Raw genomic sequence first — 17280 nt, 5'->3', positions numbered from 1 at the left:
CCTGCCGATCTGGAGGCGCCTGGTCGTCGACACCGCCGCCGCCGTGCTCGCCGAGGTGGGCGGGGTGCTCGTGGTGCCGATGACCGTGCTCCGCCAGGAGCACCGCGACGAGATCTTCGGTGGCCTCGCCGCCCGCCGGATCACCGTCCGCCATATCGTCCTCACCCAAGACGAAACGATCCTGCGCGCACGGATCGCCGCCCGCGAGGACGCCCCGGACGCCCCGGCGGGCAGCGAGCGGGCGCGCCGGTGGGCGGAGGACCGCGTCGCGCCGTACCGGGCCGCGCTCGACGGCTGGCTGGCTGCCGACGCGTACGCCGTGGACAACGGCTCCCTCACGCCGGAGGCCACGGCCAAGGCCATCGCCGACGCGGTGCGCACCGGCGCGGCCGGTGTCTGCGGCATCGTGCAGACCCCGGAGCCGACCGGAGAGACGCTCGCCGCGGGCGTGCTGCTCTTCGACGACCAGGACCGCGTCCTGCTCGTGGACCCGACCTACAAGCCGGGTTGGGAGTTCCCGGGCGGTGTCGTGGAGCGGGGGGAGGCCCCGGCCCGCGCGGCGATGCGCGAGGTCGCGGAGGAGACCGGCCTGGAGCTCGGCGCCGTGCCGCGGCTCCTGGTCGTCGACTGGGAGCCGCCCGCCCCGCCACGGTACGGCGGGCTGCGGCTCCTCTTCGACGGCGGCCGCCTCACCAGCGCCCAGTCCGACCGGGTGCTGCTGCCCGGTTCCGAGCTGCGCGGTTGGCGGTTCGCCAGCGAGGAGGAGGCGGCCGGGATGCTGCCGCCCGTACGGTACGAACGGCTGCGCTGGGCGCTCAGGGCGCGCGAGCGGGGCACGGTGCTGAACCTGGAGGCGGGTGTCCCGGTGGGGCCGGCGTAGGTCCCGGGTGCCTGCCGGCACGGCCGGGTGCGGGTCCCCGCCGGCTGCCGACGGGCCCCTCGCGGCCGAAGGGCTTGCAGGCCCGGCCCCGGCACGAGCCGAGGCCGGGTGAGGGGGGCCGCACGTGAGGCACCCGGGGGCGCCGCGAGCGGCCCGGTCCGTCAGTTCTGCCGCGACCGTGCGTAGTACAGCAGGAACAGCGCCTCCGCCACGGACATGCGCTCCAGCTCGTCCGGCGACACGCTCTCGTTCACCGCGTGGATCTGCGCCTCCGGTTCGCTCAGCCCGATCAGCAGCATCTCCGCCTCCGGGTACAGCGCGGCCAGCGTGTTGCACAGCGGGATCGACCCGCCCATGCCCGCCGCCTGCATCTCCCGCCCCGGGTAGGCCGCCCGCAGCGCCTCGCCCATCGCGCGGTAGGCCGGGCTGGCCACGTCCGCCCGGAAGGGCTGGCCCTGCCCGACCTGCTCGACCGTCACCCGCGCCCCCCACGGGGCGTGCGCCTGGAGGTGGGCGGTGAGCAGCTTCGTCGCCTCCGCCGCGTCCTGCCCGGCGGGCACCCGCAGGCTGATCTGGGCGCGCGCGGACGCCTGCACGGACGGGGTCGCCCCGACGCACGGCGGGCAGTCGATGCCGATCACGGTGACGGCGGGCCGCGCCCACAGCCGGTCCGCGACCGTGCCGGAGCCGATCAGACCCACACCGTCCAGGACCCGCGCATCCTGGCGGAACTCCTCCTCGTCGTACTGGAGCCCGTCCCAGGCCGCGTCCGCCGCCAGCCCGTCGACGGTGGTCGAACCGTCCTCCGCGCGCAGCGAGTCCAGGACGCGGATGAGCGCGGCCAGCGCGTCCGGTGCGGCGCCGCCGAACTGCCCGGAGTGCAGGTTGCCCGCCAGCGTGTCCACCTGGACCCGCAGCATCGTCATCCCGCGCAGCGTCGAGGTGACCGTCGGCAGGCCCGCCCGGAAGTTGCCGGTGTCGCCGATCACGATCGCGTCGGCGGTCAGCAGCTCGGGGTGCTCCTCCACGTACCGCTCCAGGCCGCCGGTGCCCTGCTCCTCCGAGCCCTCCACGATCACCTTGACGCCGACCGGTACACCGCCGTTCGCCTTCAGTGCGCGCAGCGCCAGCAGGTGCATGAGGAAGCCGCCCTTGCAGTCGGCGGCGCCGCGCCCGTACCAGCGGCCGTCCCGCTCCGTCAGCTCGAACGGCGGGCTGTCCCAGGCCGCGACGTCCAGCGGCGGCTGCACGTCGTAGTGCGCGTACAGCAGGACGGTGGGCGCGCCGACCGGGCCGGGCAGATGGCCGTACACCGACTGACTGCCGTCCGGGGTGTCGAGCAGCGCGACGTCCGTGAAGCCCTCCGCGCGCAGGGCGTCCGCCACCCAGGCCGCGGCGGCCTCGCACTCGCTGCGCGGGAAGACGGCCGGATCGGCGACCGACCGGAACGCCACCAGCTCGGTGAGTTCCGCCTTGGCGCGGGGCATCAGCGACGCCACGGTGGCGGCGACGGGCTCGGCGAGCTGATCGACCATCGGGTCGGCGGCGGTCATGGGGCACGCTCCTCGTGGGTGCGACGGTGTCACGACGTGTTGCTGGGGTCGGCGTTGCTGCCGGTGCGCCGCGAACGCCGGTTCGATCCTCCCACAGGGATGCTCGCGGCCGGCGCCGTAGGATGCGATCGAGAGCTTGGGACACGGTCTGGATCATCGGGATCAGGAGCAGCAGCACATCGTGAGCAGCGAGAACGCAGCGGCTGAGAGCACAGACGACGAGAACGCGACCAGCAGGGGTGCGGCCGCGCGGAACCCGGAGGTCGGGCCTGCGGCCCCGCCGGCAGCGGAGCCCCCTTCCGCGGCCGCCGACCCGGAGGACGGCGCGACCGCGCGACCCGGCTCCGCACGCACCGACGCCGCGGCGTCCGGCTCCGCAGGCCCCGGCTCCGCGCCGACCGGAAGCGACCGGCGGACCGTCCCCGCCCGGGCCACCGACCAGCCGGGCACCGACCAGCCGGGCACCGCCCGGTCGGGCGCCGACCGGCAGGGGGCTGCCCGCCGAGACACCGACGAGCCCGGCGCCGCCGGGTCGGGCGCCGACGCGCAGGGTGCCTCCCGCGGAGACACCGACCGGCCGGGGGCCGGTCGGGCGGAGGACGGTGTGGCGGAGCGCCGTGAACGGGGAGCCGCCGCGCAGGCTCCCGGTGGGCCCGCAGCCGTCGGGCCCGCCGCCGTCGAGCCCGGTGCCGTCGGGCCGGGCGTCGTCGGGCCGGTCGGCGGGGAGGCCCACGGGGGAGGGCCGGCCGCCGGACCGTCGGCCGCACCCGGGCCCGCCCCGCAGCACCCGCATGCCGAGGACCGTGACGCGGACGCGCCGGACGCCGGGCGGCGGCACCGGGAGGCCCGGAACGGCGGCGACCCGGGTGCCGGGGAGCCGCGCGGGCTGACCGGCGACCCCGCCACGGCCCCCGGGGCCGACCCGGGCGGGTCCGCCGAAGAGCGGCCCGGTCCGCCCGACGTGTGGGACGTCGTCGTGGTCGGCGCAGGTCCCGCGGGAGCTTCGGCGGCCTACGCCGCGGCCGTCACCGGGCGCCGCGTCCTGCTCCTGGAGAAGGCGGAGCTGCCCCGCTACAAGACCTGCGGCGGCGGCATCATCGGCCCCTCCCGCGACGCGCTCCCGCCCGGTTTCGAGCTGCCGCTGCGCGACCGGGTGCACGCCGTGACGTTCTCGCTGAACGGCCGGTTCGCCCGCACCCGCCGCGCCAAGCGGATGCTGTTCGGCCTCGTCAACCGGCCCGACTTCGACGCCCGGATCGTGGAGCACGCCCGGAAGGCCGGGGCCGAGCTGCGCACCGGCGCCACCGTGGCCCGGGTGGAGCAGCACGGGCCGGCCGTACCCGACCGGCGCACGGTCGCCGTCGTGCTCGCCGACGGCGAGACCGTCCTGGCGCGGGCCGTGGTCGGCGCGGACGGCAGCGCCAGCCGGATAGGAGCGCACGTCGGGGTCAGACTGGACCAGGTGGACCTCGGGCTGGAGGCGGAGATCCCCGTGCCGCCGCCGGTGGCGGAGGACTGGGCCGGCCGCGTCCTCATCGACTGGGGCCCCCTGCCGGGCAGTTACGGCTGGGTGTTCCCGAAGGGCGACACCCTCACCGTCGGCGTGATCGCGCACCGCGGTGAAGGCGCCGCCACCAAGCGGTACATGGACGACTTCGTGGCCCGGCTCGGCCTGGCCGGCTTCGAACCGTCCCTGTCGTCCGGGCACTTGACGCGCTGCCGGACCGACGACTCGCCCCTCTCCCGCGGCCGGGTCGTCGTCTGCGGCGACGCGGCGGGACTGCTGGAGCCGTGGACCCGCGAGGGCATCTCCTTCGCACTGCGCTCCGGCCGCCTCGCCGGCGAGTGGGCGGTGCGGATCGCGGAGGCGCACGACGCGGTGGACGCGCGCAGGCAGGCCCTGAACTACGCCTTCGCGATCAAGGCGGGGCTGGGCGTCGAGATGGCCGTGGGCCGGCGCATGCTCGGCTTCTTCGCGCGGCGCCCCGGGCTGCTGCACGCGGTTATCACCGGATGGCGGCCCGCCTGGCGGGCGTTCACCGACGTGACGCGGGGCACCTCGACGCTGGGCGGGATGGTGCGCAACAGCGCCCTGGCCCGGCGTGCCGTCGAGGCGCTGGACCGCCGCGAGGCCGCGGAGCGGCCCGTGCCCGAGGAGGAGCAGCCGCTCCCGGGCCCCGAAGCGGAGCGCCCCGAGGCCGGCCGGGGGGTGCGGCAGGGGGAGTGAGCGGACCGGCCGGTGCGTGACGGACCGGCGCCGCCCCGTCCGGTTCCACCCGACGGGACCGGACTGTGCCGGATGTCCAAGGTGCCGGGGCCGTACGGGCCGTCGACCGGCCCGGCAGTGGTCGGATCGGCGGTGCGCCCCGCCCGGTGACACGGGTCGGCCCGGCGGCGTGGGCAGTTCGGCGCCGGCCCTGCCGGCGCCACTGGTCCGACCGGCGCTGAAACCCGTCCGGCGCCGAAGCCCGACCGGCGCCGAAACCCGTCCGGCGGTGTGGTCCGACCGGCGGTGTGGTCCGTCCGGCGGTGTGGTCTGCCCGGCGGTGCGATCAGGTCGGCGGTGCGATCAGGTCGGCGTGATGCGGAAGACCGGGTGCCGGGGTGCGATCGCCCGCAGCTCCTCGTCCGTCGAATCGGGCCCCGCACCCCCGAAGAACACCCCCACCTCCGCCTTCCACCGCCGCAGGTAGGCGCGCAGCACCGGCGGCTTGTCGTCGTCGCCGACCTCCTCCGCGGTGAACGGCTGCACCTGCTTGCCCAGGTGCAGCTCCCCGCCGCCCGCGGCGCGCATGTTCCGGGTCCACTGGACGTGCCCACGCGGCGCCACGAGGTACTGGACGCCGTCGAGGGTGAGCAGGTTGACGGGGGTGCGCCGCCACTCGCCCGACTTCCTGCCGCGTACGGCGAGGACACGTGAGCCCCACACGCTGACTCCGCGACGGGTCAGCCAGGCCACGAACCGGTTGAGCACGTGGACCGTGAACCAGCCGGGCTTCTTCACGTGCAGCGGCTGTGCGGACATGGCGGGACCTCCGGGAGCGGGGCCGAAGCGGGAGCGGGAGAGCACTGCTCTCTCTGTGGAGCAGTATGCCTCGCGTGGGTGCCTCTTTTCAAGAGCACCGCTCTTGCTTTGGTGCGGTGCTCACGAAGGCGTGGCACACTGGCCGCCATGACCACGAACCGCGCACCCCGCATGATCTCCGCAGCGCCCTCCGTGCAGGGGGCGCGGGCCCGGGCGCGGGCCGAGATCACCGCCGCCATCAAGGACGAGGCACGCCGGCAGCTCGCCGCCGAGGGCGCCGCCAAGCTGTCCCTGCGGGCCGTCGCCCGCGCGCTGGGCATGGTCTCCTCCGCGCTCTACCGGTACTTCCCCAGCCGCGACGACCTGCTCACCGCGCTCATCGTCGATGCGTACGACGCCCTCGGCGCCGCTGCCGAAGCGGCCCTGGAAGCCACTCCGCCCACCGCCGACCCGGTGGCCCGCTGGACGGCCGTCTGCGCCGCCGCACGGTCCTGGGCCGTCGCCCACCCCCACGAGTACGCGCTGCTGTACGGCTCCCCGGTGCCCGGCTACACCGCACCCCGCGACACCGTGGCGCCGGCAGCCCGTGTCGCCCTCGCCCTCGTCGCCGTCGTCCGCGACGCCCACCGCGCGGGGGCCGTCGCGCCCCCGCCGCTGCCCGCCGCGCTCGGTGCGGAGGCCCGGCGGATGACCGCCGGACTCACGGCCGGCGCCGGCGCCGGCGACCACCTGCCGCCCGCCCTCGTGCACGCGCTCGTCGGCGCCTGGGCACAGCTCTTCGGGCTCATCTCGTTCGAGGTGTTCGGCCACTTCCACGGGGTCGTGGAGGAACGCGAGACGTTCTTCCACGCCGCCGCGGCCCGCATCGGCCGGGAGGTGGGGCTGCGCGGGGACGCGGACTGAACCGGCCGCGGGACGGGGCTGCGCGGCGGCTCGGAGGGAACGGCGCCCGGCGGTGGTACGGCGCCGACGGCAGGCGCCGTACGGCTCCGCCCGCCACCGGTCACGCCCGAGAGGGGGCGCCGTGCGCAGGGGCCGGCTCGCCGGGTCGGCTGCGGAACGGCCCCCTGGAGGGAGGCCCCTACAGGGCCTCGCCCGTTCCGTCCGGACGGTCGGCGGCGGACGCGGTGGAGGCGGGCCCGGGCGGGCCCGCCACCGGCGAACCCGCACCCGCGCGGGTGAACCTCCACAGCACCCGCGCCACCCGGAGTGCGAAGCCCGCCGTGGCCGCTGTCCACGCCGCGGCCACCACGGCGCGCTCGGTGCCGCCGTCCAGGTCGAGGAGCAGCGCCGGGGCCCCGACGAGACAGAAGAGCGCACCGGCGAGCAGTGCCCCGGTGCACACCGCGAAGCCGATCTCCACGGTGGCGGCGTCCCGTCGGGCCTGCCGCGCATCGCCGATCACCGCACCGGGCCGCCCTTCCGTGCCGGGCCCTGCGTCACCGCACCGGTGTACGCCCGCCGTGACGGGGCCGGCTGCCGCGCGTTCCGGCCCCTCACCGCACGGATGTCCTGGGCCGACGCGCCGCGCCCTCACCACGTGACCGCCGACGTCTCGCGCCACAGCCGCACCAGGCGCTCGTCCCCGGTGAGTGCCACCGCGGGGGAACCCGGCCTGATGCGGTTCCACAGGGTCAGGTGCAGGGCCTCGGCGGGGCCGCTGAGCTCGCAGTCCGCCGGGCCCTCGGCGTCCCGTGTCGTGCGCGGGGCCTCCGTCGACAGCCGTACGGTCCAGACGTCCCCCGTGTCGGTCGCGCGGACCCGCAGGGTGCCGGGGCGGTCCGTGCGAACGCGGCTCTTCTCCCGGGCGTGGAAGCCGCACAGCAGCTCGTCCACGCCGTCCGCGGCCAGCCGGGCGTCCAGCGGGGAGCGGCCGGCCACGAGCCCCAGCGCGGACTCCGCGTCGACGCGGTGCACGGTCGTCTCGTGCGCCTGGCGGCGGGCCCAGAACGCCAGGGGCGACGGCGCGGGCAGGAACGTCCAGCACTCCAGGGTGCCCGGTGCCTCCGTCAGCGCCGTGACGAGGGCGCCGTGGCCCTCGCGGAACCACGCCAGCAGCGGTTCGCCGTCCAGGTCGGGCTCCCCCGCGCCCGCGCGGAACGCGGTGTGCCCCTCGGCGACGAAGGCGGTGGCCCAGCGGTGCACCATGCCGGTGTGCCTGAGCAGGTCCCGCACGTGCCAGCCCGGGCAGGTGGGGACCTCGGCGTCCGGCCCGGCCTGTTCCGCTGCGTCGGCCAGCAACTGGCCCTCAAGCGTCAGGTACTTGATGTGCTCGGCAATGTCCATGCCGGGATTCTGCCAGGCAGGGGGCCCCTGCCCTCAACCGTGCTGCGGCCCGCCGTGCGCCGTGCCGCGGGTGCCGTAGCCGATGACGGCCGCGCCCGCCGCGAGGACCGCCACGGTCGTCAGGGCCACCGGCAGCGAGTACCAGTCGGCGAGGAAGCCGATCACCGGCGGGCCCAGCAGCATGCCGCCGTAGCCCAGCGTGGAGGCGGCGGCCACGCCGGTGGGCCCGGCGAGCGCGCCGGCGCGGTCCACGGCCACGGGAAAGATGTTCGCCAGGCCGAGCCCGGTGACGGCGAAGCCCAGCAGCGCCAGCCACACGGTCGGTGCGAGGGCGCCCAGGAACATGCCCACGGCCGCCGCGGAGCCGCCCGCCACGAGGGTGCGGGTCTGGCCCAGCCGCTCCAGCATCGCCGTACCGGACAGCCGGCCGGCCGTCATCGCGAGGGCGAACAGCGCGTAGCCGGCCGCTGCGAGGCCCGGGTGGGCACCCAGGTCCTGCGTGAGGTGCAGGGCGCCCCAGTCAGCGAGGGCGCCCTCGCCGTACGCGGTGCACAGGGCGATCACACCGAAGACGGTGACGAGCCGACGCGAGCGGCGGTCGAGGGGTGCGCGTCCGGCGCCCCCGGGTCGCGCCGGTGTCCCCGGGCGGGCGGGGGAGGGGTGCCGCAGGAGGGCCGGGCCGGCCACCGCGGTCAGCAGCAGGCCGGCGACGGTCAGACCGAGGAGGTGGACGGTCGGCGACAGATGGCCCGCGACCAGCCCGCCGATCCCCGCGCCGAGCATGCCGCCCAGGCTGAACGCGGCGTGGAAGGCCGGCATCACGGGCCGCCGCAGGGCGGTCACCAGATCGACGGCGGCGCTGTTCATGGCGACGTTGACGGCTCCGTACGCCGTGCCGAACACCAGCAGGACCAGCCCGAGCGCCGCCACCGAGTGGGTCAGCGGCGGCAGGGCGATGCCGAGGCAGAGCAGGACGGCCGCGGCCACCGTCACGGGGTGGCTGCCGAAGCGGCGGCAGAGCCGGCCGGTGAGGGTCATGGTGACGACCGCGCCCGCGGAGACGCCGAGCAGGGCGAGGCCGAGATCGCTCTCGCTCGCACCGGTCTGCTGCTTGATCGCGGGGATGCGGACGACCCAACCGGCGAAGAGGAAGCCGTCCAGCGCGAAGAAGAGGGTGAGGGCGGTGCGCAGTCCGCGCAGGTCGCGGGGCGTGTCGGGGGCGGTCTGCAGGGGTGCGGCGGAGCGCGGGGGAGCGAGTTTGTTTAGTGGCGGCACAAACTCAGGATAGGGATCCCCGCGCCCCGCTCCAAATCGGCGTGCGCACGCCTCACACCGTGCGGTTGCCCTTCGGCTTGCCCCGCTGGTCCGGCGTGCCGTGCGGCGGGGGACTCGACGGCTCGGGCGACGTGGCCGGCGACACCGGCGACCCGCCCCGGCCCCGCTGCGACTGCTCCGGCCGGTAGGCCCCGGGGTCGCCGCCCGACGGCTGCGCGCCCTCCTCCAACTGCCGCTTGCGCGACGCGAGGAGCTGCACGACCGGCGGCCGGTCGGCGTGTTCGTGCTCGTACTTCAGCAGCCGCGCGACCTCGTCCGAGCGCAGGGAGCGGATGCGGTGCTCAAGAGAGCCCGCGGGCAACTGGTCGTAGTCGGGCAGCGGCAGGTCGCCGCGGTCGGGGGTGCTCATCCGGATCCTCCCTGAGTGTCGTGCGTGCCGCCGGGCGTGACGCCCGCACGGCGCTGTCCCTCTCCGCCTCTCCTCGGCTGTCGGCGCTTCCGGAGGGCCTTGCCTCCCTCCGGCTGTCGGGCGTTCCGGGGTTCCTGTCCCGTCCCTCCTCGGCCGTCGGTGCCCCGAATCCTCCGTCTCTTCTCGGCTGCCGCTTCCGGGCCTCCTCCCTCTCCTCCTCGCCGCCTCCTGCTCGGGCTGCCGCCCCTGGCGGGCGGCCGGACATCCGCGTGGCCGTCCGTCGCTCAGGCCTTCCGCTGCTGCCCCGCGGCGCGCGGTCTCCTCCCGTCCCCGCCCCGCCGCCCGCCGCCGTGCTCCCGCTGCCCGCGCACGTCCTCCACCACGTGCCGGTCGAGTGCCGCACGCACCAGCGCGGCGGCCAGGGAGGGCAGTTCGTCCCGGTCGACGAGGCCGGACAGCTCGTCCCGGTCCGCGGGCAGCCCCAGTCGCCGGGCCCCGTCGAGCGTCCTTCCGTCGAGGTAGGGCGCCAGCTCCGGCCACACGCCCTGCGCCTCCCGCAGGAAGATGTCCGCCCCGGCGGGCCCGATCCCGGGCACCTCCTGGAGCAGCCCGCGCAGGCGCTCCGGATCGTCTCCCGCGTCCCGGTGCATCCGCCGCAGATCGCCGCCGTACTCGTCCAGCACGAGCTGCGCCGCACGCCCCAGCTGCGTGGAGGTCCGCTCGTCGTAACGCCGGTATCCACCCGCGCCGAGCGCGTCCACCCGCTCCTGCCACGTCGCGTCCCGCATGTGCCGGGCGTCCTTCAGTCCCGCGTCGAACAGCGCCCGCGCCGCGGCCACGGCGACGTCCGCGCGGATCCTCGCGGACATCAGATGCGCCAGCACCAGCAGCTGGTACAGCGGCTGCGGGGTGTCCCTCAGCCGGATCCCGGCCTGCCGGGCGTACGTCCCGCCGTGGGTGCCGAGCAGCTCCCGCACGGTCTCGTGCCGTCCTGTGTCGCCCGAGGGTGACATGGCGCCTCCCTCACCCTGCCGTCGTCGGTACGGTCCTGCGCCACCGCTGCCCGCAGTACCCGTCCAGGGACCGGCGAAACAGCGCACCGGGGCGGCCGGACCGCAGGATCATGGGAGACTCACCGGCATGAACGGCAAGGCGACGACGACCCGGACACGGCTGGACAGGGGCCGCAGCGCCCTCGGCCCCGCCTTGGAACTGGTGCACACGGGGCGGGCGCCCACACGGGCCGTGCTCACCGCCGAACTCGGCGTCACCCGGGCCACCGCAGGCGCCGTCGCCGCCGAACTGGAGGCCCTCGGGCTCATCCGCGTCGACGCCCGCCCCGGCGCGGGCGCCGGCGCCCAGGGCCGCCCCTCGCACCGGCTCACCGTGGACGAGCACGGCCCCGTCGCCCTCGCCGCCCAGATCCACGCCGACGGCTTCCGCGCCGCATTGGTCGGACTCGGCGGGCGCATCGTGGCGACCGCGCCCGGCTGCGTGGAGGTCACCGCCGACCCGGCCCAGGTGCTCGAAGCGGTCGTCGCCGTCGGTGCGCGGCTGCTGCACGACAGCGGCCGCCGCTGCGTCGGAGCGGGCCTGGCCGTCCCGTCCGCCGTGGCCGAGCCCGAGGGCACCGCCCTCAACCCGCTGCACCTCGCCTGGCCGCCCGGGGCGCCCGTCCGGCAGGTCTTCGCGGACCTCGTACGGGACGCCGGCATCGAGGGGCCCGCCTTCGCCGGGAACGACGTGAACCTCACCGCCCTCGCCGAGCACCGCCACGGTGCCGGGCGCGGTGCCCAGCACCTGCTGTGCGTCGCCACCGGGCACCGGGGCGTCGGCGGGGCACTGGTCCTGGACGGGCGGCTCCACACGGGCAGCTCGGGTCTCGCCCTGGAAGTCGGCCACCTCACGGTCCGCCCGGAGGGCCGGCCGTGCCACTGCGGCAGCCGCGGCTGCCTGGACGTCGAGACGGACCCCCTGGCCTTCCTCACCGCGGCGGGCCGCACGCCGGGCCCGGAGGTGTCGCTCCTCCAACAGGCCCGCGACCTGCTGCGCGACGAGCCGCGGGACCCGTCGGTCCGGGCCGCCGTCGAGGAGCTCGTCGACCGGCTCGGTCTGGGGCTGGCGGGGCTGGTCAACATCCTCAACCCGGACCGCATCATCCTGGGCGGCCTGCACCGCGAGCTCCTGGCCGCCGATCCGGAGCGGCTGCGGGCCGTGGTCGCCGACCGCAGCCTGTGGGGCCGCAGCGGCGGGGTGCCGATCCTCGGCTGCACGCTGCCCCACAACAGCCTGGCGGGCGCCGCCGAACTGGCCTGGCAGCCGGTGCTGGACGACCCGCTCGGAGCCCTGGCCACGGCCTCGCGGGTGTAGCCGCCGAGCCGGTGAGCGAGGCCCCCTCGGAGGCGCCTCGACTCGCCGCGCCGCGCAGGCGGGAGGCGGCGGAGCCGGCGCCCGGCAGGACGGCGCCCCCGCGTCGGAGCACGGACGTGTCGTGCGGGTCCGGGCGTGTCGTCACCAGTGGCGGCCCCGGCGCAGCCGGGCGCGCTCCGGCTGTGACACGTGCAGCACCTGGAACACCTCGCCCGCCGCGTCCTCCGGAGCGCACTCGCCGGCCAGCAGGCTGAACGTCAGCAGCTCCCAGGCGTGCGGGTCCACGGCGACCGCGGCCGCCACCACGCCGTCCTTCCGTACGAGCCGCTCGTGCGCGGCGGTCGCCCGCTCGACCGCTTCGGCGGGCCGCACGCCTGCCGGCACCGGCTCCCGGCGCCGCACCGCCGTACGGGGCACCGATCCGGCCGCCGCGCCCTCCCCGTACGCGGCGCCGGCCCAGTGCAGCACCCGGGGCCGCCCGAAGTCGTCCACGATGCCCTGGAAGCCGGGGCCCCACAGGAACGCGTTCATGCCCTCGGGCTCAGCCCACAGGTAGAACGGCGCGTACTGGTTCACGGGCGACCCGGCCACGCCGCGCTCCCGCATGAGGTACGCCTTCACCCCGAGTCCGGGGAAGTCGTCGAGGAGGTGGCCGCGCGTCGCCACGCGGTGCCGGATGATCCCCATGTCGTAGTCGGCCGGCAGCGTGATCTCGTACTGCATCGCCTGCATCTCAGGCGTCCCCCTCTTCGCTCGCCGCGTCCGCGGCCTCCGTCCGTGCGTGCTTCCCCCGGGTGTCCGCCGTCGCCCGGCCGCCCGGGGCGAGCAGGGCGAGCAGGCCGCGCGCCGCGGTGTCGAACGCCGCCGCGTCTCCGGCCGCGCGTGCCAGCACGTAGCCGCCCTGCCCCACCGCCACGATCGTCGCCGCGGTGTGCCGCGGGTCCAGTCCCGTGGCGAACTCCCCGCGGTCGACGCCTTCCTGGACGATGCCGGCGAGCCGCGCCCGCAGCCAGTCCAGCGTCTCGTCGACCGGTGCCCGCAGCGCGTCGTCGGCGACCACGTCCGGGTCCATCGCCAACCGGCCCAGCGGGCAGCCGCGCAACACGTCGCGTTCCCGCAGCAGATACGCCTCGATGCGCCCGTACGCCGTGCCGCCGCCGCCCAGCGCCGCTTCGGCCGCCGCCCGGAGCTCCTGCGCGGAGCGCCGGATGGCGGCCAGTGCGAGGGCGGGCTTCCCGGCGAAGTGGTGGTACATGCTGCCCTGGCCGGCGCCCGCCCGCTGCTGGATGGCGCGCGGGCTCGTCCCGACGTACCCCCGCTCCCACAGCAGGTCCTGTGCGGCCTCGACCAGCCGCTCCGATGCCTTCACGCGGTCACTGTACATACCAGTAGGTACAGGGATGTCGGCAGGGCCCCGCCGTCGGGAGCGCCGATCAGCCGGGGACCGGCACCGGGGCGGCCGCCACCACGTATTCGGGCGCAGGCGCCGACGGCGGCGCCGCGGGGCTCGCGGACGTGCGGAAGGACGCGGGCGCCGCACGCCCGGACACGGGCGCCGGGTCGACCGGCGTGTCCGAGGGCGCGGGGAGGGTGAACCACACGACCTTCCCCGAATCGCCCTGTGGCTGCGCCCCCCAGCTCTCGCTCACCGCTTCGATCAGTGCGAGGCCGCGCCCCGACGTGGCGAGCGGGTCCCGTGCCGCGGGGGAGCGGTCGAGGACGGGGAGGCGGGGATCGTGGTCGTGGACGGAGACCGTCAAGCGGTCGAGCGCGAAGGAGATCTCGACCGTGCACACCTTGTCCGGTCGGGCGTGCTGGTGGACGTTGGTCAGCAACTCGGTGACGCCGAGCGCCGCTCTGTCGATCAGGCAGTCGAGGTTCCAGTAGCGCAGCTGCGCCGACACGATCCTGCGGACCTGACGGATCCGCCACGGGAGGGCCTGGAGCTCTACCGTGCACTGCCTTCTGCTTGCCTGGCTGATCACGCTGCGACTCCCCGAAGTAGGTCCGGAAGAAGACGGAGATCGGATCCAGTGGTGGGCTGGCTCGCGGTACGGCGGGCTGGGTCACAGCGTTACCGCCCATGCACCCTGAGTGATGTCAATCCAGCGTGGACCAGACGTGACCGCTTCGCAACTCGCGGCGGCCGACGCCCCGTCAGGCGCGGTTGCCCCGGGCCCTCCGCAGGGCGTCCAGGAAGCGGCGGCAGAGCCCCTCCCGGGCGGCGTCGGCGGCGCGGTCCTCGGCGCCGTCCCGGTCGCGGCCGTCCAGCGTCAGCCGGTACCGCGTGCCGTTCAGCGTCGCCACGGCGGCACCGGGCGCCGCGAACCAGGGGCGGCCCGCCCTGACCGTGCCCACGGGAGCGCTGTCGATCTCGCGGCCGTAGCTGGTCAGCAGAGCCAGCCGGCCGTCCTCGATCCTGACCTCGCCGGCCCTCGTGAGGGAGCGCGGCCAGCGTTCGATCCGCACGCCCCGGGCACTGAAGTCGGGTTCCGCCATACGTCCGCCGCCCCCTTCGCACCGGTTGTCCGCCGCCAGTCTGCACAACGGGCCGCCGTCGCACCAGAGTCCCGGCGGCCCCCGCCTGCAAGCCAAGCCTATGCGTCATCAAAGTCATCGTTTGCCCAGGTGAGGGCTGTATGTTCAGCAGCGAGGCCCCCTGTGGCAGCGAGGGCCCTGAGCGGCAGGAGAGCGGGATGAGGAGCGCGGGGACCGTGAGGACGACGAGCAGCGAGGAGCGCCGGGCGTGAACACCACCCATCACCGGCCCGAGCCGGCCCCCGAGGCCGCCGCGGGAGCCGCGTCCGCGGCGCGGCCCACGGTCGCGGCCGCGACGGTCGACGTGGACCGCACGGACACCGCGTACCGGACCTGGCTGAAAGAAGCCGTACGGAAGGTGCAGGCCGACGCGAACCGGTCAGCCGACACCCACCTCCTGCGCTTCCCGCTCCCCGAGGCGTGGGGCATCGACCTGTACCTCAAGGACGAGTCCACGCACCCCACCGGCAGCCTCAAGCACCGGCTCGCCCGCTCGCTGTTCCTGTACGGCCTGTGCAACGGATGGATCCGCCCGGGAAAGCCGGTCATCGAGGCGTCCAGCGGCTCGACCGCCGTCTCCGAGGCGTACTTCGCCAAGCTCATCGGCGTGCCCTTCATCGCCGTGATGCCGCGCACCACCAGCCCGGAGAAGATCCGCCTCATCGAATTCCACGGCGGGCGGTGCCACTTCGTCGACGACTCCCGCAAGATGTACGAGGAGGCCGCCGCCCTCGCCGCCGAGACCGGCGGCCACTACATGGACCAGTTCACCTACGCGGAGCGGGCCACCGACTGGCGGGGCAACAACAACATCGCCGAGTCCGTCTACCAGCAGCTCCGCCTGGAGCGGTACCCGGAACCGGCCTGGATCGTCGCCACGGCCGGCACCGGAGGCACCTCCGCCACCATCGCCCGCTACGTGCACTACATGCAGTACGACACCCGCGTCTGCGTGCCCGACCCGGAGAACTCCTGCTTCTTCGACGGCTGGACCAGGCACGACCCGGACGCGGCGAGCGACTGCGGCTCCCGCATCGAAGGCATCGGCCGCCCCCGCATGGAGCCCAGCTTCGTCCCCGGCGCCATCGACCGGATGATGAAGGTCCCGGACGCGGCCAGCGTCGCCGCCGTACGGGCCCTGGAGAACGCCATCGGCCGCAAGGCGGGCGGCTCCACCGGCACAGGCCTGTGGAGCGCCCTGAAGATCGTCGCGGAGATGGTGGCCCGGGGGGAGACGGGCAGCGTCGTCACCCTCATCTGCGACCCCGGTGAACGCTATCTGGACAAGTACTACTCGGACGACTGGCTGGCCGAACAGGGGCTGGACATCGAGCCGTACAGCGCCACGCTCGACGAGTTCCTCGCCACCGGCGCCTGGCCCGACTGACCCGCCGCCCCGGGTGCCGGTCGCGCGGCCGGCACCCGGCGACGTGCCTCACCCCCGGGCCGGCGGCCGACGCGCGCCCCGCCCGCCGTCGAGCACCCGCCGCAGCGCCCGGCCGAACACCCGCCGGGCGCCCGCGTCCAGCAGGGGGTCGCACCACCCCGGAACGCCCCAGGGGCGCAGCTCCTCGACCCACGTCACCCTGGTGCCGGCCCCCTCGGCCCGCACCGTGAGCTCCGCCCAGCCGCCCACGACGCGGCCGTACTTCTCCACCCGGCACACGCCCCGCGTCCCGCCGGCCTCCTCGGGCGGCTCCCACCGCACGACGGCCATCGGGTCGTCGAAGGCCACGGGCCCCACGCCCGTCCGCATCGTGAAGCGGGTGCCCGCACACGTCGGCCCCGGGCTCACCGACGCCAGCCGGGTCAGCGGCACCTGGGCCGCCTGCACCCGCCAGTCGGTGATCCGCCGCCACGCCTCGTCCGGGGACAGTGCGGTCACCCGCTCCACACGGAAGACACCCATCGCGGCCTACCTCTCGTCCGTGCTGCCGTTCCCGCCCGCCACGACCAGGCCGGGCAGGTGCTCCGCCATCTCCGCCCGCACCGCGTCGGGCGCGCCCCCGTCCGTCACCAGTGTGTCCACCTCGTCGAGCCGGGCGAAGGAACCCAGCGCGACCGTCCCCCACTTGGTGTGATCCGCGACCACGACGACGCGCCGCGCCGACCGGATCAGCCGCCGGTTCGTCTCCGCCTCCGCCAGGTTCGGCGTCGAGAGGCCCGCATCCACCGACACCCCGTGCACCCCCAGGAACAGCAGGTCGAAGCGGAGCGTCCCGATCGTCTGGTCCGCGACCGGCCCGACCAGCGCGTCCGACGGCGTCCGCACCCCGCCCGTCAGCACCACCGTCGCCGTACCGGCCTTCGCCGCGTGGAACACGTCCGCCACCCGCACGGAGTTCGTCACCACCGTCAGGTCCGGCACCTCCAGCAGGTGCCGCGCCACCGCGTACGTGGTCGTACCGCCCGACAGGGCCACCGCGCTGCCGGGCGCCGCCATCGCCGCCGCCACCCGGGCGATGTCCTCCTTCGCGCCGGGCGCCAGGGCCGACTTGGCCTCGAACCCCGGCTCGTGCGTCCGCGCCTCCGTCTCCGGGACGGGCACGGCGCCGCCGTGCACCTTCTCGACCACGCCCTGCCGCGCCAGCGCGTCCAGGTCCCGACGCACCGTCATGTCGGAGACGTTCAGCTTGCGGGTGAGCTCGTTGACCCGCGCCCCGCCCCGCCGCCGCACCTCGTCCAGGATCAGGGCGCGCCGCTGCTCCGCGAGGAGGTTGTGGTTGTCGCTCACCCCAGGGCCGTTCCTTCCGTGATCGTTCGGCAACACCGCTGGCCAAGCCTGCTCATCCTGCCACGCGCTTCACTCCGGCGGGCGGCGGGGAGACTACGGGTGAGCCGTGCGGCGGCCCGCCCGGAGCCGCCGGCCACGGCACGTCGCGCACCCCCACCCGCACGCCCCGCCGCACGCCACTGCACCCGCCGCACTGCACCGCCGTTCCCG

Annotated in this window: 18 protein-coding genes; 5 read left to right on the top strand and 13 right to left on the bottom strand. The window is 75.8% G+C overall.

Annotated features, from left to right (window positions below; genetic code table 11):
• Positions 1-880: NUDIX hydrolase (locus BJP40_RS03075; protein ID WP_071278386.1), on the top strand; the 880-nt coding region annotated here is incomplete at its 5' end.
• A gap of 161 nt (positions 881-1041) precedes the next feature.
• On the opposite strand, the gene BJP40_RS03070 is transcribed toward BJP40_RS03075, so the two are convergent.
• Positions 1042-2433 (bottom strand): dipeptidase, encoded by a 1392-nt coding sequence (locus BJP40_RS03070; protein WP_226962801.1) that lies wholly within the window; start codon positions 2431-2433, stop codon positions 1042-1044.
• Between the two features lie 961 nt (positions 2434-3394).
• Between BJP40_RS03070 and BJP40_RS03065 the strand changes: the two genes are divergently transcribed.
• Positions 3395-4660, top strand: a complete 1266-nt coding sequence (locus BJP40_RS03065) for a geranylgeranyl reductase family protein (protein WP_226962957.1) — start codon at positions 3395-3397, stop codon at positions 4658-4660.
• 342 nt (positions 4661-5002) lie between these two features.
• Here BJP40_RS03065 and BJP40_RS03060 read toward each other — a convergent pair whose 3' ends face one another.
• Positions 5003-5458, bottom strand: coding sequence for a nitroreductase family deazaflavin-dependent oxidoreductase (locus BJP40_RS03060; RefSeq protein WP_071265567.1), 456 nt, complete (start codon positions 5456-5458; stop codon positions 5003-5005).
• A 147-nt stretch (positions 5459-5605) separates the two neighbouring features.
• Between BJP40_RS03060 and BJP40_RS03055 the strand changes: the two genes are divergently transcribed.
• Entirely contained in the window at positions 5606-6361 is a 756-nt protein-coding gene (locus BJP40_RS03055) for a TetR/AcrR family transcriptional regulator (RefSeq protein WP_071265569.1), read from the top strand.
• A 178-nt stretch (positions 6362-6539) separates the two neighbouring features.
• On the opposite strand, the gene BJP40_RS03050 is transcribed toward BJP40_RS03055, so the two are convergent.
• From BJP40_RS03050 to BJP40_RS03030, 5 genes are all read right to left on the bottom strand, one after another.
• The gene (locus BJP40_RS03050; protein ID WP_107407895.1) at positions 6540-6863 is read right to left on the bottom strand and encodes a DUF6332 family protein; all 324 of its coding nucleotides are present in this window, start codon (positions 6861-6863) and stop codon (positions 6540-6542) included.
• Between the two features lie 128 nt (positions 6864-6991).
• Positions 6992-7744 carry a maleylpyruvate isomerase family mycothiol-dependent enzyme gene (locus BJP40_RS03045; protein WP_071278384.1) on the bottom strand — a complete coding sequence of 251 codons (753 nt, stop codon included), beginning with the start codon at positions 7742-7744 and terminating at the stop codon, positions 6992-6994.
• Between the two features lie 33 nt (positions 7745-7777).
• Positions 7778-9019, bottom strand: coding sequence for an MFS transporter (locus BJP40_RS03040; RefSeq protein WP_071278382.1), 1242 nt, complete (start codon positions 9017-9019; stop codon positions 7778-7780).
• Between the two features lie 52 nt (positions 9020-9071).
• A complete protein-coding gene (locus BJP40_RS03035) occupies positions 9072-9428 on the bottom strand; it encodes a hypothetical protein (RefSeq protein ID WP_071278380.1) in 357 nt (118 codons plus the stop codon).
• A gap of 284 nt (positions 9429-9712) precedes the next feature.
• Positions 9713-10441, bottom strand: coding sequence for an endonuclease (locus tag BJP40_RS03030; RefSeq protein ID WP_071278378.1), 729 nt, complete (start codon positions 10439-10441; stop codon positions 9713-9715).
• A gap of 127 nt (positions 10442-10568) precedes the next feature.
• On the opposite strand from BJP40_RS03030, the gene BJP40_RS03025 reads away from it, so the two are divergent.
• The gene (locus BJP40_RS03025; protein ID WP_071268627.1) at positions 10569-11798 is read left to right on the top strand and encodes an ROK family protein; all 1230 of its coding nucleotides are present in this window, start codon (positions 10569-10571) and stop codon (positions 11796-11798) included.
• A 141-nt stretch (positions 11799-11939) separates the two neighbouring features.
• Here BJP40_RS03025 and BJP40_RS03020 read toward each other — a convergent pair whose 3' ends face one another.
• The 4 genes from BJP40_RS03020 to BJP40_RS03005 all read right to left on the bottom strand — a co-directional run bounded on the left by BJP40_RS03020 (position 11940) and on the right by BJP40_RS03005 (position 14297).
• On the bottom strand, positions 11940-12530 hold the full coding sequence (locus BJP40_RS03020) for a DUF4865 family protein (RefSeq protein ID WP_071268628.1): 591 nt from the start codon (positions 12528-12530) through the stop codon (positions 11940-11942).
• A 1-nt stretch (position 12531) separates the two neighbouring features.
• A complete protein-coding gene (locus BJP40_RS03015) occupies positions 12532-13182 on the bottom strand; it encodes a TetR/AcrR family transcriptional regulator (protein ID WP_071278376.1) in 651 nt (216 codons plus the stop codon).
• A gap of 49 nt (positions 13183-13231) precedes the next feature.
• Positions 13232-13783 (bottom strand): ATP-binding protein, encoded by a 552-nt coding sequence (locus tag BJP40_RS03010; protein ID WP_079169237.1) that lies wholly within the window; start codon positions 13781-13783, stop codon positions 13232-13234.
• A 172-nt stretch (positions 13784-13955) separates the two neighbouring features.
• Positions 13956-14297 (bottom strand): hypothetical protein, encoded by a 342-nt coding sequence (locus tag BJP40_RS03005; RefSeq protein WP_071268630.1) that lies wholly within the window; start codon positions 14295-14297, stop codon positions 13956-13958.
• A gap of 343 nt (positions 14298-14640) precedes the next feature.
• On the opposite strand from BJP40_RS03005, the gene BJP40_RS03000 reads away from it, so the two are divergent.
• Complete coding sequence (locus BJP40_RS03000; protein WP_071278392.1) at positions 14641-15723, top strand: PLP-dependent cysteine synthase family protein; 1083 nt, start codon at positions 14641-14643, stop codon at positions 15721-15723.
• Positions 15724-15771: 48 nt separating this feature from the next.
• Here the strand turns inward: BJP40_RS03000 and BJP40_RS02995 are convergent, their stop codons facing one another.
• Both BJP40_RS02995 and BJP40_RS02990 read right to left on the bottom strand, forming a co-directional pair.
• A complete protein-coding gene (locus BJP40_RS02995) occupies positions 15772-16245 on the bottom strand; it encodes an SRPBCC family protein (protein ID WP_071278374.1) in 474 nt (157 codons plus the stop codon).
• Positions 16246-16251: 6 nt separating this feature from the next.
• The gene (locus tag BJP40_RS02990; protein WP_071268632.1) at positions 16252-17070 is read right to left on the bottom strand and encodes a DeoR/GlpR family DNA-binding transcription regulator; all 819 of its coding nucleotides are present in this window, start codon (positions 17068-17070) and stop codon (positions 16252-16254) included.
• Positions 17071-17280 lie beyond the last annotated feature (210 nt).

The sequence above is a fragment of the Streptomyces sp. CC53 genome, assembly GCF_001865245.1.
Classification (GTDB): domain Bacteria; phylum Actinomycetota; class Actinomycetes; order Streptomycetales; family Streptomycetaceae; genus Streptomyces.
The sequence above is the reverse complement of the archived record's forward strand: the minus strand, read 5'-3'. Positions and strand labels throughout refer to the sequence as shown.